The following is a 20,676-nucleotide window of genomic DNA, read 5'->3' on the forward strand; positions in this document are numbered from 1 at the left end:
AAAATTTATTTTTTTAGCCAAAAATTTTCTTTTGTATATAAAATGAAGGATTTATTAATTAAAATTTCATCATTAACCCCTTTTTGAGAATTTAACGCTACATTAATATGAGCGATTATAATTCCATCTTTGCTTAAATTTGAATCTTGGTTGATAGATATTAGTTTAAAATTTTCACATTGGGCTATAGGATAATGATAAGTGATTTGAATTTTGTCATTTGGATTGGGATAATTTAAAACAATAGAATTAAGACATTCTTTATCTTCTAGTTTAGCTTTATATAATAAATATTTAGCGAGTTTTTCATCGATAAGTATTTGCGCTTGTAAATAATAATATGTATCTCTTATAAATCTCGGAGTGTAGCTTAAAAGTGTAGTATTTAAGCTCAACCAAAATCCTAAAAAAGATATTAAAAATATAAGAGTGATTAAAATGTAAGCTTTTTTCATAAAAACAATCTTTTTTCAAGACAATATTCTTGTTTTTGATTTTTCATGCATATTTTTAATTTTGAATTTTGTATTTTGAAAAAACTTATATTTTTGGCTAAGATGGCACTTTGTTTTAATTCATCATTAAATCTGGGTTTAATTTCATAATAAATTTGATCATCTTTAAAAGTAAAATTTAACTCAGCACTTATTGGTATAAAATTTCCAATAAAAGAACTTGATAGATTATTTTCTGATAAAATAAAAATTTTTTGAATTTTATTGTTATTCAAACCATAAATTATATTTTGTTCATCCTTGTATAGTGCTTTTCTATTTTGCAATTGAGTTTGTAAATCACTTTTTGGAGAATATAAAGTGGTATTATTTTCTAAAATTAAAGTAGAATTAAGTAAATGCGTATTCTTATCTTTAAGAGCTAATAAGTCATCTTTTAAAAAAACAATGGATCAAATTATCATCAATTATATTGATATTAGCGCAAGATTGAAATAATTTTTCTATTTTAAGTAGGGTTAGATGAGTGTTGATAATGAGTTCTTTTGTTTTTAAATTTTTATTATTGAGTTGATAAAATTCCCATAAAGGTTTAGAAAGTATTGTAAGTATTATTCCAGATAAAATAAGTGAAATGACTAATTCAAAAAGAGTGAAGGCTTTTTTCATGGTAAAAAATAGAGAGTGTAATTTTGATCTTGCATATCAAGTCTTTTAAATTTAAATAAATCGTTTTCAATATAATATTCTTTAAATTTTAAATCTTTTAAGTCTTGAGTATGAAGTATAATATCTCTTTGGTTTGGATTCAAATAAAGTTCATCTTGGAGCGTGTATAATTTTTGAAAAATATTTAATTTATTTTCATTATTATGAAAATAAAAAAATAGCTTTGAAAGACTTATAAAGATTATGCTTAAAATAATAATTGATATAATTATTTCTAAAATAGAGAAAGCATTTTTCATATATTTTTTGATTTTTAAAAAAAATTAAATACAAATAGTATTTTCTTGAGGATAAAAAATACTCTTGTATTTAAAGTTATAATTTTAAGATATTTTAATCATTCATTTTCATTTTTTTTAATGTAGTTAGAAATTTGATCAGCTTGAAAAAAGTCAGGATAATTAACTGTGTCAAGAATAACTTGAACCATAGTGTTATTATCAAGATTTATAACCACAGGAGCTAAAAAATTTACTGTAGATTCTTCTATACTTTTAGCAATAGCTACTATATTATAAATTTTCATATTGGAATCAGGTGTTAAAGAAAGCAATTCTTGATAATAAGTTGGTATGTCAAATTCATAATCAGGTCTTATAAGATAAGGATTGATAAGTACAAATGAAAAATTTTTACCATCTAGGCTTTTTAGTCTTACAAATACTTCATCTATAGTTGAAAATTCCATATTTTTAGTTTCTTCAAAACCTAAAATGGGACATTTAACAGCTAAGGTCATTTTTTCTCCTCAAGATTTATAATCATTATTCTATCATAAAATAAGCAATATTAGTTCCAAATTTTAAATTTATTTATCTAAATTTATTATAATTTACAAAAAATAATCGTAAAATAATGATTTATAAGTAAGATAATTCAAAAGGCATAAATTCAATGAAAAAAAATTTTTTTCTTTTTATTTTAATAGGATTTTTTTTAAGTTCATGTAGTGTAAAGACTAATGAGGGCTTATATAATTTAACTGCAAAGGAATGGTATAAACAAATTATTAAAGATTTGCAGGATAAAGATTTGGAAAAAGCTGATGAACATTATAATGGTATGGCTAGCGAACATGTTTCTAATCCGCTTTTGGAAACCACACTTATTATTTTAGCACAGGCGCATATTGACGAAGAAGAGTATCAATTGGCCGAGTTTTATTTGGATGAATATAATAAGAAATTTGGTAGTTCTCGTAATGCTGATTATATACGTTATTTAAAAATAAAGGCTAAATTTGATGCTTTTGGCGTGCCTAATAGAAATCAAGCTTTAATGCTCGAGAGTCAAAAAGAAATCAGTAATTTTTTAAAAGATTATCCAGATACAGAATTTAATCCTTTAGTGCAAACCATGCTGACTAAATTTAATTTAGCAGTTTTTTATCTTAATGATACAATCAAAGATTTATATTATAGAACCGGACGTACTCAAAGTGCTGAAATTTATGAGCAGAAGCTAAGGAAAAGTGAATTTTATAAGCAAAGTATTATAAAACCTGAACTTCCTTGGTATAGAAGTATATTTGAAAAATTTTAATTTTAAAGGAAAATAATGCAAATAGAAGACATACAAAAATATCCAGCTGATTTGCCTGTTTTGGTAGAAGATGAATTATTTTTATATCCTTTTATGATTACACCTATTTTTATCAATGATTCTGAAAATATGAAAGCCTTAGATCTTGCGATTAAAAAAGATTCTATGCTTTTTGTTGCTCCTTCTAAATTTGAAAACGGAAGAACTTTTGATGAAATTTATGATTGTGGAGTTGTTGGCACCATTATGAGAAAAGTGCCTTTACCTGATGGAAGAATTAAGATACTATTTCAAGGTTATGCTAAAGCTAGGATTATAAAGCCAATTTCTAATAAGCCTTTAGAAGCTACTGTAGATTTAATCAAGGAAGAATTGTTAGATGATACCAAAAAAGAGGCTTTGCTTGGGGTTTTGAAAGAAAAAATTAAAGTATTGGCTAATATCAGTCATTATTTTTCCCCTGATTTACTTAGAACTATTGATGAAGGAATGGATGCTTCTAGAATTTGTGATTTGGTTTTGAATATTATACGCATTAAAAAACAAGATGCTTATAATTTTTTCATTTTAACTAATTTAGAAGAAAAAATTTTGAAATTAATTGATTTAATAGCCCAAGAAATTGAGGCAAACAAAATTCAAAAAGAAATTAAAAATAAGGTTCACTCTCGTATCGATAAAGTTAATAAGGAGTATTTTTTAAAAGAGCAACTCAGACAAATTCAAAAAGAGTTAGGAAGTGATTCTCAAAAAGAAGATGAGGTTAGGGATTATTACAAAAGATTAGAAAATAAGAAAAAATTTATGCATGAGGATACTTATAAAGAAATTAAAAAACAAATTGACAAATTTGATCGCATTCATCAAGATAACTCTGAAGCTTCAATGATACAAACTTATATCGAAACAGCTTTGGATGTTCCATTTGAAAAGATATCTAAAAAAAAGCTTGATATTAAAGAAGTGTCTAAACATCTAAATAATGATCATTATGCTTTAAATAAACCAAAAGAACGCATAGAAGAATATTTTGCTGTCAAAGAGCTTTTAGAAAAGCGTTTAATTTCTGATAAAGATGGAGCTAAAGTTATACTTTGTCTTTATGGTCCCCCAGGTGTGGGAAAAACTTCTTTAGCTAATTCTGTTGCAAAAGCATTAAAAAGAGAACTTATTCGTATTGCTCTAGGTGGACTTGAAGATGTAAATGAGTTAAGAGGCCATCGTCGTACTTATATAGGAGCTATGCCAGGACGTATTACTCAAGGACTTATAGAAGCAAAACAAATTAATCCAGTAGTTGTTTTAGATGAAATAGATAAATTAAATCGAAGTTTTAGGGGTGATCCAAGTGCTGTTCTTTTAGAAATTCTTGATCCAGAACAAAATTCAAAATTTAGGGATTATTATTTAAATTTTAATATTGATTTAAGTAAGATTATTTTTATAGCTACTGCTAATGATATAAGCAATATTCCTGCACCTTTGCGAGATAGAATGGAATTTATAGAACTTAGTTCCTATACGCCTAATGAGAAATTTCATATTGCTAAAAAATATCTCATTCCAGATGAGCTTAAAAAACATGGATTAAAAGCTAGTGAATTAAACATAAGTAATGAAGCTATAGAGCTTATTATTAGTGAATATACTAGAGAATCAGGTGTAAGAAATTTACGCAGAAAAGTAGCTGAAATTTGTCGAAAAAGCGCAAAAAAATTACTTTTAGAAAAAATAAAAAAAATCAATATTGGTATTAAAAATTTAGAGGAATTTTTAGATAAAAAAGTTTTTGAAATTGAAAAAAATGATGGGGAAGATCGCATAGGACAAGTTAATGGTTTAGCTTGGACAAGTGTGGGTGGTGATGTACTAAAGGTTGAGGCGATTAAAATAAAAGGTAAGGGAAATTTAACTTTAACTGGAAGTTTAGGTGATGTTATGAAAGAATCAGCTAAAATTGCTTTTAGTGTGATTAAAGTTTTAATTGACCAAGGTAAAATCAAAGTTCCTAAAAAATTTATTTTAGATTCCAAAGGTAATGTTTATGATCATTATGATTTACACATTCATGTTCCAGATGGTGCAACCCCTAAAGATGGGCCAAGTGCAGGTATCACCATAAGCACTGCTATTGCCTCTGTTTTTAGCGATAAAAAAGTATGTGCCAATATAGCGATGACAGGTGAAATTGATTTAGCGGGAAATGTATTGCCCATAGGAGGATTAAAAGAAAAACTCATTGCTGCTTATAAAGCTGATATAAAAATTGCTTTAATTCCGAAAAAAAATTATGAGAGAGATTTAAAAGATATTCCTAGCGAAGTTAAGGATAATATGAAAATCATTGCTGTGAAAAATTTTGATGAAGTTTTAAAATACGCTTTAATAAAATAAATATCAAGCAAAGGTTAAAAAACCTTTGCTTCTTTTTTATAATCCTTCAAAAGGATTGCTGATTACTTCTTTTCTATCTACTATATAAGGAATTAGAGCAACATGTCTGGCACGTTTAATTGCTACTTCAACCATTTCTTGATATTTTTTGCTTGTTCCTGTTAAGCGACGAGGCATAATTTTAAATCTTTCTGATAAAGCATGTTTTAACATAGCTGTATCTTTATAATCTATAAATTCAACTTTTGCTTCAGTATATTTGCAATATTTACGAGAATATTTTCTTTTTTCTGCCATAGTTAATCCTTTTTAAAATGGTAAATCTGTGTCGTCACTATCATAAGCATCGACATCAATCTCTTTGATTTTTTCTTGATTTTGATTGGAATTTTGCATCTTTTGTGGAGTTTTTTCAAAATTATTTTGACCTGCATAAGGATCATAGCTTTGATTTTCGTAATTTGCATATCCGTTGCTAAAATTTTCACTATTTTGAGGAGTATTATTTGCTCCTAGCATTTCCATATTTTCAACTTGAATGCTATGTTTTGAACGATTTTGACCATTTTGATCGCTCCATTGTTCAAATCTTAAGCGTCCTTCAATTAAAATTTTTGATCCTTTTGTGAGATATTGATTTGCAATTTCTGCTGTTCTGCCGTAAAAGCTAATATCAATAAAGCAAGTTTCTTCTCTTTTTTCTCCATTTGCAGTAAAGCGTCTAGTTACAGCAATAGCTGAAGCACCAATCGCATTACCATTTTGCCCATAACGCATTTCTATATTGCGTGTAAGATTACCAACCAAAACAACTTTATTAAACATTATATTCCTTATTGAATTTCAGGGGTATCTAAAGGTTTAATCTCTTTTTTAGATTGCTTGATACCATGACTTAGTTTTTCCCAAGCCGCAATCTCTTTTTTGTTCTCATATTTTACGATTAAAAATCTAATTATTTCTTCTGTGATTCTTAAAACTCTTTCTAATTCAGCAATTAATTTAGGAGGAGCTTTAAAATAAATTACAAAATATGTTCCACGTTCATATTTTTTAATTTTATAAGCGAGTTTTCTAGTGCCCATTGGAACAACAGTTTCAATTTCTGCACCGTTTTTTGTAAGGACTTCTTTTACGAATTCCAACTTGGTATTAACCTCTTCTTCTGTAAGAGTTGGTTTTAAAATGAATAAAACCTCATAATGTTTCATATATTCTCCTTATGGATATTAAGCCCATAAAATGAGCAAGGATTTTGCAAAGTTTTAATTACTTATGCAAACTTTTAATTATATCAAAATATACTTAATTTATACTTGATTTTATAAAACATTACCAAAGGTAACATTATATATTTAAATTTAATTAAAATATATTTTAAAATTATTCGAATAATATTTTTTATGTTATGATAATTAATAATTCATTAATATAAAAATGAGGAGTGGGGCTATGGAGACAAAACCTATTCGATGGTTTACTTTTATTGTTTTGGTTATTGGGGGAGGAACTGTTTTTAAACTCTCTTCTTTAAAAGATGCTTTTTATATTCCTATGCAAGAATTTATGAGTCTTAGTAATACTCAAATTGGTCTTGCACTTTCAGTTTATGGCATAGTCCAAACGATTGGAAATTTCGCTTCAATTTATATAGCGGATAGATTTTCTAAAAGAAATCTTATCCCATTGTCTTTAATATGTGTTGGTTTGGTTGGAATTTATATTTCCACTTTCCCATCATTTTATGGTATTTTAATCGCTTGGGGATTATTGGCTTTATTTGGCGAGGTGATTTATTGGCCTGTTCTTTTAAAGGCGATTCGCTTACTTGGAGATTCTACGCAACAAGGAAGACTTTTTGGTTTTTTAGAGGCTGGAAGAGGTGTAGTAGATACCATTGTTGCTTTTAGCGCTTTGGGAATTTTCTTACTTTTAGGTTCTGGAGCAGATGGGCTTAAGGCTGCTATAATATTTTATAGTGTTTGTATTATCGTTGCAGGTATTTTAGCCTATTTTTTACTTGAGGATGATAAAATTACCACCACTGATGAACAAGGACGTCAAATTAGTAAAAATCAAGTTGCTTTAAACGGAGTAATAAAGGCTATAAAAACTCCTGAAATTTGGGTGGTCTCTTTAACTATTTTTACGATTTATTCTATTTATTGTGGTTTGACTTCATTTATACCATTTTTAAAAGACATTTATGGTATGCCAGTGGCCTTAGTAGGGACTTATGGAATCATCAATCAATATACTTTAAAGTTAGTTGGTGGTCCAATAGGTGGATATTTAGCCGATAAAAAATTTCACTCTTCTACTAGATATTTAAGATTTGCTTTAATTTTAGCAGCTTTTGCGATTTTGATTTTTATTTTAATGCCACATGAAAAACTAAATATTTATTTTGGAATGTGTTTAACTTTAGGTTTTGGAGCGATTGTATTTACTATGCGTGCGACTTTTTTTGCTCCTGTAGATGAGATTAAAATTCCTAGAGAAATTAGTGGAGCAGCTATGAGTATTGCTTGTATTTTTGGATATTCTCCTCAACTTTTTTGTTTTGCATTATATGGTTTTATTATTGATTATTTCGATAAAAGTTTATTGGGTTATAGGATTGTTTTTGCGCTAATGGGATTTTTTGCAATTTGTGGTGTTGTTGTAACAACTATTTTATTAAAAATGATAGCTAAGAAAAAAATAATTTAAAGGAAGAAAAATGAAAATTGGTTTAGAGACTGAAAGTATGCATTTATGGTTTCAAAATGGTAAAATGGATATATTTTCTTATATTGATTTTGCAAAAGAATTAGATTGCGATGGAGTGATTATAAATATTATTAAAGATTTTGGTTTAGATGAGGAATGGGGATGTTTAGGAAGTAATGAGGAGCATCACCTTAAAAAGATTAGAGCGAAGCTTGATGAATATAATATGTATTGTGAAATTGATGCTAAAGGTTTTGATAAAAATAAATTTGAAAAAATTGCCAAAGTGGCACAAATTTTAAACACCAAGATTATTAGATCTTATGTGCCATTAACAGATAAAAGTAAAAAAGTTAAAAATGCAAGCGATGGTAGCTTTGATGACTCTAAAATTACAGCACTTTTCAATAAAGAAGAATTTTTAAACTCATCTAATGAAATTAAGGCTTTAATTGAAATTTTAGAAAATTATGATTTAAAACTTGCCATAGAAAATCATGAATATCAAACTTCAAGTGATTTACTTGAATTATTAGCCTTAATCAATCATCCTAGAGTAGGATTTTTATATGATTTTGGAAATTCAATGATGGCTTATGAAGATCCTATTAAAGCTTGTAAGGATATGGCAAAATATACTTTTAGTACTCATTGTAAAGATCATATTATTTTTAATGAAGATGGGGTAGATTATGTTTGTGGGGTGCCTTTAGGAGAAGGGAATATTGATATTAAAGCTTGTATAGAAATTTTAAAAAATGAAGGTTTAGATCGTATTAATATAGAACAATGTTATCCATATTGTGCAAATTTTAAAAGAGAAAAAGGAACTGGTGGGATTGATAAGTTAGGAGAAGGTGCTTTTAAAATTGAAAAGCCTTTATTTAAAGGTTTAAAGGCTATGCAATATTATTATCCTCAAGAGGTTTCTAATGAGCACTTAGAAAAGCTTTTAAGGTTGCAAAAAGAAGGTTGCAAAAAGAGTGTGAAATATTTAAAAAGTATTATTTAGAAAAGATTTCGTTGATTTTTTTTTCAATTTCATCAAGTATTGCAAAACGCTTTTTATACATAGAGCGTTTTTGACTTGAAATTTCTTCAATTTTTTTTCTTAAATGAGAGAGTTTATAATAATTATGTTTATTAATTTTTATGAGCTCTCCGGCATTTTCAAGCCAAATTTTTTGATAATTTACATAGTAACCCTTATTTTGTTTTTTTTGTGATCGAATTTGATTTTTTTCATAAACACCAAGTGTGACATTGCAATTTAAAATTTTGGTTAAAATTTTAATACATTCTATTATCAAATCCGTTGGTCTTAATCCAAAAAATTTTTTAGTACAAATTTTATTGATTTTTAAAGAGTCTAAATTTTCATGCTTATAGCCTTGTATGCAAGCAATTAAAATATTATTTTCAAGAGTAAAACAAAAACTTGCTTGTAAAATGACTTGAGTATTAAATTTAAGTTTAATAGCCCAAAAACCTTCTTCACAAACGTGATAATTTTGATCAAGATCAATTTCAAAAGTATTTTCTTCGTCTTTAAGGATAAAAATATTTTTTCTTTCTGGAAAAAAAGTAAATGTTTTTAACCCTTTATCAACATCATAAAGTAAGGTTTTAACTCTATCATTGGCACTAAAACTTTTATCGCAAAATCTTCTAATAACATTATAGCAAGCATAAGGTTTTTCTTGAAAAAAATATTTTAAGTGATTATTTTTTTCTTTATTGAGTGTTTTAATGAAAAAATTCACTTGAGAAAAATATAAGATTTTTCTAGCCCAAAAGCGCGAATAACGCCAAAAAATAATACTTTTTTTTGGATCTGAAAAATTGGGTGTAGGATAGGTAAAATTTTGATTCATTGTAAAGCTCTTAAAATATCATTAAAAGTAGCAAAAAGCATCAAGCTTAAAAGTATAGCCATTCCTCCATAACTTAGGTATTCAAAGGTTTTTTGGGACACTTTGCGTCTAAAAATAATTTCATAAATATTAAACAATATATGTCCTCCATCAAGCATAGGAATAGGTAAAAGATTTAAAATTCCTAGATTAATTGAAATTAAAGCAGTTATAAGTAAAAGGATTGTAAAACTTGTTTGTGCTGCTTTTGAAGTGATATTAACCATTGTAATAATGCCACCTAAGTTTTTAGCTTCTACTTCTCCAGTAATAAGTTTTATTATGCCTTTAATAATGAGCGTTGAAGCTTTAATGCTTTCGTCTAAAGCATAATTTAGACTTTGCAATCCTGTGTGAAAAACTAATATATCAGTGCCTTTTGGACTTACTCCAAGTTGTGCCTTTGAAACCAATTGACCAAAATCATTATATCCTTGTCCTATTTTTGGGGTAAGATTGAAATTTATTTTTTCTCCATTTCTATCAACCACAATATTTAAAGGCTGTAAATTTAGATGTTTTGAAATTTCATTAAAGCTTTGAATTTTGATTCCATTGATAGATAAAATTATATCATCAGGTTTCATTCCAGCTATTTGTGCTGCAGAGTTTGGGGCGATAGTACCTATTTGTGCTGATAATTTTTGTATTCCTAAATTTCCTATAACAATATAAAGTATAAAAGCTAAAAAGAGATTAAAAAAAGGTCCAGCAAGTAAAATATAAATTTTCTTCAAAGGATGTAAAATACTATAACTATCAGGATCTAAATTTTCAAAACCTGGACGCATATCATCTTGTCCTTTAAGTTTTACATAACCTCCTAAAGGCAGAGTGCTTAAGCGATAAATGGTATTTTTAAAGTTAAATTCTAAAAGACTTTTTCCAAAACCAATACTAAAAATTTCCACCTTAACACCTAAAGATTTTGCCGCTAAAAAATGACCCAGCTCGTGAAAAAAAATTAAAAAAGAAATGACCAAAATTGTTGCTAAAAATTCAATAGAATAAAATTTAAATCCAAGTATAAGTATTAAAATTAAAAAAAATAAAGATTTCATTGTAATTTTCCTTTGTTTTGTTTCATGTAACTTAAAACATATTCAAAACCAGAGTAAAGTGTTAAAACAAAGGCAATATAAAGCAAAATTTGTCCTCCTGCCCATTGCATTGTTAAAAAACCTATAGCTATCATTTGAAAAGTTGTTTTTAGCTTTCCAGCAAATGAGGCATTAACATTTAAATTTTCACTAACCATAACTACGCGAAAGCCTGTGATAAAAAATTCACGAACGAGTATAAGATAAATAATCCATTCGTTTGCTCTTCCTATCATTAATAAACCTAAAAAAGCTGCTAAAATAAGCATTTTGTCAGCCAAAGGATCTAAGATACCTCCTAGTTTTGTTGTTTGATTCCAAGTTCTTGCAATATAACCATCGAAAAAATCACTTATTGCTGCTAAAGAAAATGTTAAAGCAGCAAAATAATTAATCCAGCTTTGATCAACTTCTTTAAAAGAATGAGTAAGCAAGAAAAAAAATAAAGGAGCTAACATAATTCTTAAAAATGCTAAAATATTTGGCAAATTCATATAAAACCTTAAATTCTGTGAAATTTAAAAAATTATATAAAATTTTGGCAAAGTAACGGTAAAAATAGAATTGTATTCTATTTTTATTTTAGCTTTAATTATAAAAATTGAACTACTTCATCAAAATCAAAGCGATTCTTTTGTGGCAAACTTTTATCATTAGAGTAGCCTATAGCTACGATAAGAGTTGCTATTTCTTTTTGAGTATTGAGATTGAGGTAGGATTCAAGTTTAATTTTATTAAAACCTCCTATTGGGCAAGTAGCTATATTTAAGGCATTAGCACTATAAAGTATGCTCGCTAAAGCAATATGGGCTTGTTCTCTAGCATAAGCAATTTTTTGCTCATGATTTAAAGAATTTAAAAAAGGCATATAGGTATCTAAACGCTTTTGAATTTCTTTTTCACTCATATCTCTTTTTCTTAATTTTTCTTCAAAATAATCTAAAAAATCAAGTCTTGATAAAATAATAATTAAAGCAGAACAATTTTTAACATGAGGTTGATGATTGCAAATCTCTGATAATTCTTCTTTTTTCTTTTCATCTTGCACAACTACAAATTTCCAAGGTTCTAAACCTAAAGAACTAGGGCTTAATCTAGCAATTTCTAATATATTTCTTAGATCTTGTGGATTTAATTTTTCATTTTTAAAATTTCTACAAGAATATCTAAATTTAAAAAGATCTAATTTATCCATTTTATTTTTCCTTATAAAATTCAACAACTTCATCAAATTTTAAACGTTTGGTTGTATGTTTTGGTTCTTGTGCTCTATATCCAAGAGCTAATATAACAGCTGTTTCAAAAGGATATTTTAATTTTAGAAATTGATCTATTTTTTCTTTGTCAAAACCTCCTATCATGCAAGAATCGATCCCTAGACTTATAGCGGCTAAAGACATTTGCATCATTGCAAGATAACATTGAAGTTGAGCGTAATGATAAAGTTGCTTATCATCCATCATATTGGTTTTTTGCGTATAAATTTGTAAAATTTTTTGAAATTTTTCTTCATCAGAATCAGCAAAACGATGTACTTGTTTTTGAGCAAATACATCCTTACTTTGCAAATCTTTTCTTGCTAATATAACTATATTATGACTCGCAGTGGCAACATTTTGTTGATTAAAACATAATTTAGAAAGATTTAAATTATCCTCTTGCTTTTCAAAAACAATAAATTTCCAAGGTTCAAAACCATAAGAGCTAGGAGCTAAAATCCCACTTTCTAAAATAAAATTTAAATCATTTGTATTGATTTTTTTATCGCTAAATAATTTACAAGCGTGACGTTTTGAGATAAGATCTTTAAAATTCATAATTAATTCCTTAATGTAATTTAAGCTAAATTAATTATAGGTCATAAAAGTTTAATCATTTATAAAATTAAAATTCAAAAATTTCTGGTTTGAGTTTTAATAATAAACAAAAAGTTGCCATCATAGCTTGTTTTTGCATCAATTCTCTATCTCCGTCTAAATGAAGAATTTCTTGAACAAAAGTTCCATCTTTAAACATTGCCCCTATATATACAGTACCTGATTTTATTAAGCCTTCATCATTTCTTCCAGTTACTCCGCTAATAGCTAAGGCAAAATCAGGTTTTGCTGTTTTAAAAATTCCTTTTAGCATAAAATATATACAGCGTTCGCTATATTCTCTTCCATCTTGCAAATTTTCTTCAGCAATACCTAGCCACTCATGTTTTAAGCGATTAGAATAGCTTACAATTGATCCTTCAAAAATCTGACTCGCTCCATCGAATTTGGTTAGCGTACTTGCACAAAGTCCACCCGTGCAACTTTCAGCAAAAGAAATTTTTATTTTTTTTTCTAAAAGTTTTGAAATAATAAATTCTAAAGGATTTTTCCCTAAAAACACTTTTTGTCCAAAAAGATTTTTAATACTAGTTAAAAATCCATCTAATTTTCCAAAATTGGGGCAAGTAGCTTTAATCAATGTAAGATTATCAAGTATTTTACTTGTTTTGATTTTAACTTCATAGGATTTTGTTAATGCATCAAGCAATACAACAGCACTTTCATCATCAATTCCAAAAAGACAAAAATAGGTAAAATTAGATTGTATATTTCCAAGCAGTTCTGGAAGTTTATTACCTATTGTAGTTTTGATAACATTGATTTTTGAATGAATAAAATCACATACAAAACTATCTTTGGAGAAATATGCTTTATCAGGAACCAAATTATCTTCTTTTAAAACTAAAGCATCTTCGTTAAGTGTTGCAAGAATTTTAGCTATGGTTGCATAATGATTAGATGTGGTAAAAAGGGTTATAAAATCGTATTCTAAGAGAAGTTTTTCTAGCAAAAAAGGCAATTCTTTATCGGTTTTATTTTGAAAGCGAATTTCGCAAATTTCTTTAAATTTTTTCTCATATGTTCGATAAATATAATCCTTATAATCATCATTCATCGCTAATTCATCGCCAATAAGAAAAAGTAAATGCTTCATAAAATTTCCCTTTTTTGTGTAATTATAGCTAAATTTTAAACTAATTTTAGTAAAATTTGAGATTATAAAAAATTTAGGTGGAAAATAATGGATTACAAAGATACCTTGCTTTTACCAAATACTACTTTTTCGATGCGTGCTAATTTGGCCGAATTTGAACCCAAAAGATTTGAAAAATGGTTTAATCAAAATTATGCCTATGAAAAAATGAAACAAAATCGTAAAGATGCTCATGATACTTTTACTTTACATGATGGCCCTCCTTATGCTAATGGTCATATTCATATTGGTCATGCTTTAAATAAAATTTTAAAAGAAACGATTATTAAATTGCATTATTTTAATGGAAAAAAAATTCGCTTTACTCCAGGCTGGGATTGTCATGGTCTACCTATAGAGCAACAGGTTGAAATTAAACTTGGCGAAAAGAAGAAAAATTTAAGCAAAAAAGAGATACGAGAATTTTGTAGAAAACATGCTGATGAATTTGTTAATATTCAAAGAGAAGAATTTAAAAAACTTGGTATTATAGCCGATTGGGATAAGCCTTATCTTACAATGAAATTTGAATTTGAGGCCGCTATTTATAGAACTTTATGTGAAATTGCCCAAAAAGGATTGCTTTGTGAGCGTTCTAAACCTGTTTTTTGGAGTTGGGCTGCAAAATCAGCTTTAGCTGAAGCTGAGGTAGAATATGAAGATAAGGAAGATTATTCTATATTTGTATCTTTTGATTTAGATGAAAATGCTTGCAAAAAATTAGGAGTTTCAAAAGCTAGTGCAGTTATTTGGACAACTACACCTTGGACTTTGGTGGCTAATCAAGCTATTGCTTTAAATCCTAATGAAAATTATGTTATTACCAAAGAGGGTTTTATTTTTGCAAGTGCTCTTCTTAAAAGTATGATAGAGAAGGGTTTAACAAAAGGAGAGATAGAAAAAGAGCTTAATGCTAAAGAATTTGAAAAATTAGAAGCAATTAATCCTTTAAATTTTAGAAAGTCTACTTTGATTATGGGTGAACATGTTTTAATGGATGGTGGGAGTGGACTTGTCCATACTGCCCCAGGTCATGGTGAGGATGATTATTATGCTTGTTTAAAATATGATATTGAAGTTTTAATGCCTGTGGATGATGGTGGGTGTTATGACGAAACTTTAAGGATTAAAAAACTTTTACCAGAGAATTTATTAAATGAATTTATAGGACTTCATATTTTTAAAGCCAATGAAAGGATTTTAGAGCTTTTAGGTAAATCTTTATTGCATTCTTCTAAATTTATACATTCTTATCCATTTTGTTGGAGAACTCACAAGCCTGTAATTTATAGAGCAACCAAACAATGGTTTATTTTAATGGATGAAGCACTTTTAGAAGGTAAAACTTTAAGAGAATGCGCCAAAGAACAAATTTTAAAAACGAAATTCTATCCACAAAGTGGTATAAAAAGAATTGGTTCTATGGTCGAAAACCGTCCCGATTGGTGTATTTCGCGTCAAAGGGATTGGGGAACTCCTATAGCTTTTTTTAGAGATAAAACAACCAAAGAAGTGATTTTTGATACTGAACTTTTTGATTTTATAGCAAATATTTTCGAAAAACATGGGGCTGATGCATGGTGGGAATTTGAAATCAAAGATTTAATTCCTGAAAATTCAAAATATAATCCAGAAAATTTAGAGAAAGTTTATGATATTTTAGATGTTTGGTTTGATAGTGGAAGCACATGGAATGCGGTTTTAAATAGTGGAATTTACGATGCTGGAGAAAAAAGAGCTAACATGTATTTAGAAGGAAGTGATCAGCATAGAGGTTGGTTTCAAAGCTCTTTACTTATTGGAACTGCTGTTAAACAAATGGCTCCTTATGAAAACATTTTAACTCATGGATTTACTACGGACGAAAAAGGACAAAAAATGTCTAAGTCTAAGGGTAATGTTATAGCACCTGAATATGTAGCTAAAACTTATGGAGTTGAAATTTTAAGACTTTGGATACTTTTAAGTGATTATTCAAGCGATTTAAAAATCTCTGATAATATTTTAAAACAAGTAAGCGAACAATATCGCAAGATAAGAAACACTATAAGATTTTTACTTGCAAATATTAATGATTTGCAAAATTTAGAAATCAATGATTTTAGTTTTATAGATAAGTGGATACTTACACGTGCAACCCATGTTTTTAAAAATGTTAAAGAGAATTTTTTAGCCTATGAGTTTGCCAAAGGTTTTAATTTGCTTTTAAATTTTTTAAGTGCAGACCTAAGTGGAATTTATCTTGATATTAGTAAAGATAGATTGTATTGCGATGCTAAAAATAGCGATCGCAGAAAATCAGCTCAAGTGGCTATGGCTCTAATCACTAAAGAACTTTTAAATTTACTTGCTCCAACTTTAACTTATAGTGTTGATGAGGCTTTAGAGCATGCTAATGATTTGATTAAAGATAATATTACTGATGTTTTTGATCTTAGTTTGAAAGAAAAATTCGAATATGATTTTAATATAGATGATAAATTTTTACTCAACGTGCGTGAGAAATTTTTTGAAAAAATTGATGCACTTAAAAAGGACAAATCGATAAAATCAACTTTAGAACTCAATCTTATCACAGATTCTAAACGTTTTGAATTTATACCTAAAGATGAATTAAATGATTGGTTTATGGTAAGTGATTTGAAAGATAGCTCTGGTGAAATTTTGTGTGAATTTGAAATTGAGGGTGAAAAATTTAAAATCATAAAAGCTATGTTGCATAAATGTCCTAGATGTTGGAAATTAGAAAGTTTAAAAGAAGAAAAACTTTGTGTGCGTTGTGGTGAGGTTTTAAAAAATGTTTGAAAATCCTATTTCAAATAGTGTAGTAATTGCAACTATTTTTATAATTGCTTTTTTCTGTGGCATATCGGTTATTTTGATTAAAAAATATGCAAAAAAATATAAGGAAAGAAAATGATAACTTTAAAAGAAGCTTTGAAATTATCCCAAGAAGAAATTCAAAATTTAAAAAAAGAATTAAATGAAAGAGCTAAAAAAGAAAGCCACTTAGGCGCTTACATAGAACAATTTTTAGGTAAAGATTTGAGTCAAACTTGTGAGGGAATTCCTATCGCCATTAAGGATAATATTAGTGTTAAAGGTTGGGAATTAACTTGTGCAAGTAAAATTTTACAAGGTTATGTGGCACCTTATGATGCAAGTGCTATTGTAAATTTGAAAAAAAATGGTTTTGCTCCTTATGGAAGAACGAATATGGACGAATTTGCTATGGGTAGCTCAACAGCAACTTCTTATTATGGAAAAACCTTAAATCCATTAAATCCAAATAAAGTTCCAGGGGGTTCAAGTGGAGGTAGTGCTGCAGCTGTAGCAAGTGGATTAGCTTTGGCGAGTTTAGGTAGCGATACAGGTGGTTCTGTACGTCAACCTGCTGCTTTTTGTGGTTGTGTCGGATTTAAACCAAGTTATGGTAGGATCAGTCGTTATGGATTGGCTTCTTATTCTTCAAGTCTTGATCAAATAGGTGTTTTAACACAAAATGTTGAAGATGCTGCGATTTTATATGATGCTATTGCAGGATATGATAAAATGGATAGCACAAGTGCAAATATTGAGTTTATTAAAACAGCACCACAATTAAATAAAAATAGAAAATTAAAAATTGCAGTGATTGAAAACTATATTAATGATGCAAGTGAAGAAGTTAAAAAAACTCTTTTAAAAACCATAGATATGTTAAAATCATATGGACATGAAATTGTTTATAAACATATGCTTGATTGTAAGTATGATATAGCAGCATATTATATTATAGCAACTGCTGAAGCGAGTGCAAATTTAAGTCGTTATGATGGTGTGCGCTATGGAAGGCGTTCTGAAAATATAGAAAATCTTAAAGACATGTATATTAAGACTCGTAGTGAAGGTTTTGGAGAAGAAGTAAAGAGGAGAATTTTGCTAGGAACTTTTGTACTTAGTAGCGGATACTATGATGCATATTATATTAAAGCACAAAAGGCTAGAGCCTTTATAAAAGCTAAATATGAAGAAATTTTAAAAGATTGTGATTTAATTTTTATGCCTGTAGCTCCAACAACAGCTTTTGATTTTAATGCTAAAAAAAGCCCTATTGAAGTTTATTTAGAGGATGTTTATACTATTTCTTTAAATTTAGCTGGTCTTGGTGGAATTAGTGTGCCAGTAGGTAAAGATAAAGATGGGCTTAATATTTCAGCTCAATTTGTTTGTAAATCTTTTGAAGAGCAAACTTTACTCGATGGTGCTTTAAGTCTCGAAAATATTATAAAGGAAGGAAAATAATGAATATAGTCAAACGTGCTTTAACTTTTGAAGATGTGCTTTTACGCCCTTGTTATTCTGAGATATTACCAAAACAAGTTCAAATCCATACTCAGCTTACAAAAAATATTTCCTTAAATATGCCTTTAATTTCTGCTGCAATGGATACAGTAACTGAACATAGAGCTGCTATCATGATGGCAAGGCTTGGAGGACTTGGAGTTATTCATAAAAATATGGATATTGTTTCTCAAGCAAGAGAAGTTAAAAGAGTAAAAAAAAGCGAAAGTGGAGTGATTATAGATCCTATTTTTATTAGCCCAAAATCAAGTATAGCTCAGGCTTTAGAAATTATGGCAGAATATAGAATATCAGGTATTCCTGTGGTAGATGAGTCCAAAAAATTAATTGGAATTTTAACCAATCGTGATTTAAGATTTGAAAATGATTATTCTAATTTAGTTGAAAATGTAATGACAAAAGCTCCTTTAATTACTGCTCCAAAAGGATGTACTTTAGATGATGCTGAAAAAATTTTTAATAAAAATAAAGTAGAAAAATTACCTATTATAGATAGCGAAGATCGTTTAGTGGGATTAATTACAATCAAAGATCTTAAAAAACGTAAAGAATATCCAAATGCAAATAAAGATAATTTTGGAAGACTTCGAGTAGGTGCTGCTATAGGTGTAGGACAAATTGATCGAGTTGATGCTTTAGTGGAAGCTGGAGTTGATGTTGTAGTACTTGATTCTGCACATGGACACTCTAAAGGTATTATTGATACTATAAAAGCTATAAAACAAAAATATCCAAAGTTAGATTTGATTGCGGGTAATATTGCCACTGCAGCTGCTGCAAAAGCTCTTTGCGAAGCGGGCGCAGATGCTGTAAAAGTAGGAATAGGACCAGGAAGTATTTGTACCACTCGTATAGTTTCTGGTGTAGGCGTCCCTCAAATTTCAGCTATAGATGAGTGTGCTATAGAGGCTAAGAAATACGGAGTTCCAGTTATTGCTGATGGTGGAATTAAGTATTCAGGTGATATAGCTAAAGCTTTGGCAGCTGGTGCAAGTTCTGTTATGATAGGTTCTCTTTTAGCTGGAACAGATGAAAGTCCAGGAGAGCTTTTTACTTATCAAGGAAGACAATATAAATCATATCGCGGAATGGGTTCGCTTGGAGCAATGCAAAAAGGTAGCTCTGATCGTTATTTTCAAGAAGGAACAGCCCAAGACAAATTAGTTCCTGAAGGTATAGAAGGACGTGTGCCTTATGTGGGTAGTATTAAAAGTGTTGTGCATCAACTTCTAGGCGGACTTCGTTCTTCTATGGGTTATGTAGGTGCCAAAAATATACAAGATTTTCAAGATAGAGCTGAATTTGTAGAAATTACAAGTGCAGGTCTTAAAGAAAGTCATGTTCATGATGTAACTATAACTCATGAGGCGCCAAATTATAAGGTTAATCAATGAGTTTTGAAGAAAAGATAAAAAAAGCCAATGAAGCTTTAGATAAATTAAATAATGATGAATTAACTTTAAATGAAAGTGTGAAAATATATAAAATGGGCCTAGAAAGTATTAAAAAAGCTAGGGAGGAATTAGAAAAAGCAAAATTAGAAGTGGAGAATATCGATGAGTAAAATTTCAGCCTTGCAATTTCCTACTTTAGCTTTAAGTGAGTCAAGGTTGGATTATTATTTAAAAGCTTCAAAAGATAGCGGGGCAAATCTTGTTATTTTAGGAGAATATGTTATCAATAGTTTTTTTACTGAATTACTTTCTATGCCAAAATCTATGATAAAAGAGCAAAGTGAAGCTAAAAAAGAAAGCTTGATACGCCTTTCAAAAAAATATGAATTAGAAATCATAGCTCCTTTTGTCAATGTTGAGAGTAAAGGCTATAAAAAACTTTGTTTAAAAGTTTCTCCTAGTGGAGTAAAAAGCTATGAGCAACAAATTTTGATGCCTTATAATCATTGGAATGAGAAAAGTTTTTTTAATAATAAATGCGACAAATATAAACTTTTTACTTTTTCTTATGCTGGATTAAAATGTGCTTTACTTTTTGGATTTGAAGCTCATTTTGATGGTTTTTGGAAAATGATCATGCAAAAAAAGATTGATTTGGTTATTATTCCCACCGCTTCAACTTTTGAAAGCAAAAAAAGATGGGAAGAGCTTTTAAAAATGAGAGCTTTTTTAAATTCAACTAGCATTTTAAGAGTTAATCGTATAGGAAAACTTAAAGAAGAATGGAATTTTTACGGCGATACTATGTTTATCGATGCTTTTGGTGAAATTCAAGAAAGACTTGGCAATGAAGAGGAAATGTTGATTGTAGAGCCTACAAAATCAGATGAAGCGAGAAAACTTTGGTGTTTTGATAAGATGATAAAAGGTTTTGAAGGATAATAAATACATGATTCATAAAATATTGATTTTTATGTATTTGCGATCATTTTTGTTATTAATAAAGCAGAATGACTTTTGAAAAAATATTAAAATTATTCAAACATTTAGATATTGATAAAAATAAAATCTTTATCTAAGC

21 protein-coding genes and 1 pseudogene are annotated in these 20,676 nt (G+C 28.5%); 9 read left to right on the top strand and 13 right to left on the bottom strand.

The window, feature by feature from the left end:
* Positions 1-5: 5 nt before the first annotated feature.
* The 4 genes and pseudogenes from ACD570_RS04095 to fliW all read right to left on the bottom strand — a co-directional run bounded on the left by ACD570_RS04095 (position 6) and on the right by fliW (position 1,923).
* Positions 6-455, bottom strand: a complete 450-nt coding sequence (locus tag ACD570_RS04095; RefSeq protein ID WP_337204778.1) for a hypothetical protein — start codon at positions 453-455, stop codon at positions 6-8.
* Positions 452-1,124 (bottom strand): annotated as a pseudogene (locus ACD570_RS04100) (prepilin-type N-terminal cleavage/methylation domain-containing protein). Before ACD570_RS04100 ends, ACD570_RS04095 begins: the two are co-directional and overlap by 4 nt.
* A complete protein-coding gene (locus ACD570_RS04105; RefSeq protein WP_417904146.1) occupies positions 1,121-1,267 on the bottom strand; it encodes a hypothetical protein in 147 nt (48 codons plus the stop codon). The pseudogene ACD570_RS04100 and the gene ACD570_RS04105 overlap by 4 nt, the downstream one beginning before the upstream one ends.
* A gap of 254 nt (positions 1,268-1,521) precedes the next feature.
* Complete coding sequence (gene fliW / locus ACD570_RS04110; RefSeq protein ID WP_137623419.1) at positions 1,522-1,923, bottom strand: flagellar assembly protein FliW; 402 nt, start codon at positions 1,921-1,923, stop codon at positions 1,522-1,524.
* Between the two features lie 155 nt (positions 1,924-2,078).
* Here fliW and bamD point away from each other — a divergent pair, with 155 nt between their 5' ends.
* Positions 2,079-2,726 carry an outer membrane protein assembly factor BamD gene (bamD, locus tag ACD570_RS04115; RefSeq protein ID WP_200280494.1) on the top strand — a complete coding sequence of 216 codons (648 nt, stop codon included), beginning with the start codon at positions 2,079-2,081 and terminating at the stop codon, positions 2,724-2,726.
* 15 nt (positions 2,727-2,741) lie between these two features.
* Positions 2,742-5,120, top strand: coding sequence for an endopeptidase La (gene lon / locus ACD570_RS04120; RefSeq protein WP_417904147.1), 2,379 nt, complete (start codon positions 2,742-2,744; stop codon positions 5,118-5,120).
* A 36-nt stretch (positions 5,121-5,156) separates the two neighbouring features.
* Here the strand turns inward: lon and rpsR are convergent, their stop codons facing one another.
* From rpsR to rpsF, 3 genes are read right to left on the bottom strand one after another with little or no spacing between them, the layout of a single operon-like run.
* Complete coding sequence (gene rpsR / locus ACD570_RS04125) at positions 5,157-5,417, bottom strand: 30S ribosomal protein S18 (RefSeq protein WP_059117862.1); 261 nt, start codon at positions 5,415-5,417, stop codon at positions 5,157-5,159.
* A gap of 12 nt (positions 5,418-5,429) precedes the next feature.
* Entirely contained in the window at positions 5,430-5,945 is a 516-nt protein-coding gene (locus ACD570_RS04130) for a single-stranded DNA-binding protein (protein WP_337207344.1), read from the bottom strand.
* An 8-nt stretch (positions 5,946-5,953) separates the two neighbouring features.
* The gene (gene rpsF, locus ACD570_RS04135; protein WP_137623415.1) at positions 5,954-6,331 is read right to left on the bottom strand and encodes a 30S ribosomal protein S6; all 378 of its coding nucleotides are present in this window, start codon (positions 6,329-6,331) and stop codon (positions 5,954-5,956) included.
* A 241-nt stretch (positions 6,332-6,572) separates the two neighbouring features.
* Between rpsF and ACD570_RS04140 the strand changes: the two genes are divergently transcribed.
* Both ACD570_RS04140 and ACD570_RS04145 read left to right on the top strand, forming a co-directional pair.
* Positions 6,573-7,832 (top strand): MFS transporter, encoded by a 1,260-nt coding sequence (locus ACD570_RS04140; protein WP_337207342.1) that lies wholly within the window; start codon positions 6,573-6,575, stop codon positions 7,830-7,832.
* A gap of 10 nt (positions 7,833-7,842) precedes the next feature.
* Entirely contained in the window at positions 7,843-8,844 is a 1,002-nt protein-coding gene (locus tag ACD570_RS04145) for a sugar phosphate isomerase/epimerase family protein (protein ID WP_337200044.1), read from the top strand.
* On the opposite strand, the gene ACD570_RS04150 is transcribed toward ACD570_RS04145, so the two are convergent.
* From ACD570_RS04150 to ACD570_RS04175, 6 genes are all read right to left on the bottom strand, one after another.
* The gene (locus ACD570_RS04150) at positions 8,837-9,706 is read right to left on the bottom strand and encodes a VirK family antimicrobial peptide resistance protein (RefSeq protein ID WP_337198723.1); all 870 of its coding nucleotides are present in this window, start codon (positions 9,704-9,706) and stop codon (positions 8,837-8,839) included. The genes ACD570_RS04145 and ACD570_RS04150 overlap by 8 nt on opposite strands.
* Entirely contained in the window at positions 9,703-10,806 is a 1,104-nt protein-coding gene (rseP, locus tag ACD570_RS04155; protein WP_417904148.1) for an RIP metalloprotease RseP, read from the bottom strand. The genes ACD570_RS04150 and rseP overlap by 4 nt, the downstream gene beginning before the upstream one ends.
* The gene (gene pgsA, locus ACD570_RS04160) at positions 10,803-11,339 is read right to left on the bottom strand and encodes a CDP-diacylglycerol--glycerol-3-phosphate 3-phosphatidyltransferase (protein ID WP_239819804.1); all 537 of its coding nucleotides are present in this window, start codon (positions 11,337-11,339) and stop codon (positions 10,803-10,805) included. Before pgsA ends, rseP begins: the two co-directional genes overlap by 4 nt.
* A 98-nt stretch (positions 11,340-11,437) precedes the next feature.
* Positions 11,438-12,040 carry an NAD(P)H-dependent oxidoreductase gene (locus ACD570_RS04165; RefSeq protein WP_337207337.1) on the bottom strand — a complete coding sequence of 201 codons (603 nt, stop codon included), beginning with the start codon at positions 12,038-12,040 and terminating at the stop codon, positions 11,438-11,440.
* 1 nt (position 12,041) lies between these two features.
* Positions 12,042-12,662, bottom strand: a complete 621-nt coding sequence (locus tag ACD570_RS04170) for an NAD(P)H-dependent oxidoreductase (protein ID WP_337207335.1) — start codon at positions 12,660-12,662, stop codon at positions 12,042-12,044.
* Between the two features lie 67 nt (positions 12,663-12,729).
* Entirely contained in the window at positions 12,730-13,818 is a 1,089-nt protein-coding gene (locus tag ACD570_RS04175) for a CinA family protein (RefSeq protein WP_337196335.1), read from the bottom strand.
* 87 nt (positions 13,819-13,905) lie between these two features.
* Between ACD570_RS04175 and ileS the strand changes: the two genes are divergently transcribed.
* The 5 genes from ileS (at position 13,906) to ACD570_RS04200 (ending at position 20,537) form a co-directional block, all read left to right on the top strand.
* Positions 13,906-16,662, top strand: a complete 2,757-nt coding sequence (gene ileS / locus ACD570_RS04180; RefSeq protein ID WP_337196334.1) for an isoleucine--tRNA ligase — start codon at positions 13,906-13,908, stop codon at positions 16,660-16,662.
* A 111-nt stretch (positions 16,663-16,773) separates the two neighbouring features.
* Positions 16,774-18,141, top strand: coding sequence for an Asp-tRNA(Asn)/Glu-tRNA(Gln) amidotransferase subunit GatA (gatA, locus tag ACD570_RS04185; RefSeq protein ID WP_337207332.1), 1,368 nt, complete (start codon positions 16,774-16,776; stop codon positions 18,139-18,141).
* Entirely contained in the window at positions 18,141-19,595 is a 1,455-nt protein-coding gene (guaB, locus tag ACD570_RS04190; protein WP_337207330.1) for an IMP dehydrogenase, read from the top strand. Before gatA ends, guaB begins: the two co-directional genes overlap by 1 nt.
* Complete coding sequence (gene xseB, locus ACD570_RS04195; RefSeq protein WP_200280536.1) at positions 19,592-19,765, top strand: exodeoxyribonuclease VII small subunit; 174 nt, start codon at positions 19,592-19,594, stop codon at positions 19,763-19,765. Before guaB ends, xseB begins: the two co-directional genes overlap by 4 nt.
* Positions 19,758-20,537, top strand: coding sequence for a carbon-nitrogen hydrolase family protein (locus ACD570_RS04200; protein ID WP_239819799.1), 780 nt, complete (start codon positions 19,758-19,760; stop codon positions 20,535-20,537). Before xseB ends, ACD570_RS04200 begins: the two co-directional genes overlap by 8 nt.
* Positions 20,538-20,676 lie beyond the last annotated feature (139 nt).

This window comes from Campylobacter sp. LH-2024 (genome assembly GCF_048270605.1).
GTDB lineage: Bacteria > Campylobacterota > Campylobacteria > Campylobacterales > Campylobacteraceae > Campylobacter_D > Campylobacter_D molothri.

What these genes read in the sequence shown, in the direction of transcription:
- ileS (WP_337196334.1), top strand. Translation starts at nt 13,906, where the DNA reads ATGGATTACAAAGATACCTTGCTTTTACCAAATACTACTTTTTCGATG.
- rpsR (WP_059117862.1), bottom strand. Translation starts at nt 5,417, where the DNA reads ATGGCAGAAAAAAGAAAATATTCTCGTAAATATTGCAAATATACTGAA.
- ACD570_RS04175 (WP_337196335.1), bottom strand. Translation starts at nt 13,818, where the DNA reads ATGAAGCATTTACTTTTTCTTATTGGCGATGAATTAGCGATGAATGAT.
- fliW (WP_137623419.1), bottom strand. Translation starts at nt 1,923, where the DNA reads ATGACCTTAGCTGTTAAATGTCCCATTTTAGGTTTTGAAGAAACTAAA.
- pgsA (WP_239819804.1), bottom strand. Translation starts at nt 11,339, where the DNA reads ATGAATTTGCCAAATATTTTAGCATTTTTAAGAATTATGTTAGCTCCT.
- bamD (WP_200280494.1), top strand. Translation starts at nt 2,079, where the DNA reads ATGAAAAAAAATTTTTTTCTTTTTATTTTAATAGGATTTTTTTTAAGT.
- lon (WP_417904147.1), top strand. Translation starts at nt 2,742, where the DNA reads ATGCAAATAGAAGACATACAAAAATATCCAGCTGATTTGCCTGTTTTG.
- ACD570_RS04150 (WP_337198723.1), bottom strand. Translation starts at nt 9,706, where the DNA reads ATGAATCAAAATTTTACCTATCCTACACCCAATTTTTCAGATCCAAAA.
- ACD570_RS04130 (WP_337207344.1), bottom strand. Translation starts at nt 5,945, where the DNA reads ATGTTTAATAAAGTTGTTTTGGTTGGTAATCTTACACGCAATATAGAA.
- ACD570_RS04200 (WP_239819799.1), top strand. Translation starts at nt 19,758, where the DNA reads ATGAGTAAAATTTCAGCCTTGCAATTTCCTACTTTAGCTTTAAGTGAG.
- ACD570_RS04145 (WP_337200044.1), top strand. Translation starts at nt 7,843, where the DNA reads ATGAAAATTGGTTTAGAGACTGAAAGTATGCATTTATGGTTTCAAAAT.
- ACD570_RS04095 (WP_337204778.1), bottom strand. Translation starts at nt 455, where the DNA reads ATGAAAAAAGCTTACATTTTAATCACTCTTATATTTTTAATATCTTTT.
- ACD570_RS04140 (WP_337207342.1), top strand. Translation starts at nt 6,573, where the DNA reads ATGGAGACAAAACCTATTCGATGGTTTACTTTTATTGTTTTGGTTATT.
- xseB (WP_200280536.1), top strand. Translation starts at nt 19,592, where the DNA reads ATGAGTTTTGAAGAAAAGATAAAAAAAGCCAATGAAGCTTTAGATAAA.
- rpsF (WP_137623415.1), bottom strand. Translation starts at nt 6,331, where the DNA reads ATGAAACATTATGAGGTTTTATTCATTTTAAAACCAACTCTTACAGAA.
- guaB (WP_337207330.1), top strand. Translation starts at nt 18,141, where the DNA reads ATGAATATAGTCAAACGTGCTTTAACTTTTGAAGATGTGCTTTTACGC.
- rseP (WP_417904148.1), bottom strand. Translation starts at nt 10,806, where the DNA reads ATGAAATCTTTATTTTTTTTAATTTTAATACTTATACTTGGATTTAAA.
- ACD570_RS04165 (WP_337207337.1), bottom strand. Translation starts at nt 12,040, where the DNA reads ATGGATAAATTAGATCTTTTTAAATTTAGATATTCTTGTAGAAATTTT.
- ACD570_RS04170 (WP_337207335.1), bottom strand. Translation starts at nt 12,662, where the DNA reads ATGAATTTTAAAGATCTTATCTCAAAACGTCACGCTTGTAAATTATTT.
- gatA (WP_337207332.1), top strand. Translation starts at nt 16,774, where the DNA reads ATGATAACTTTAAAAGAAGCTTTGAAATTATCCCAAGAAGAAATTCAA.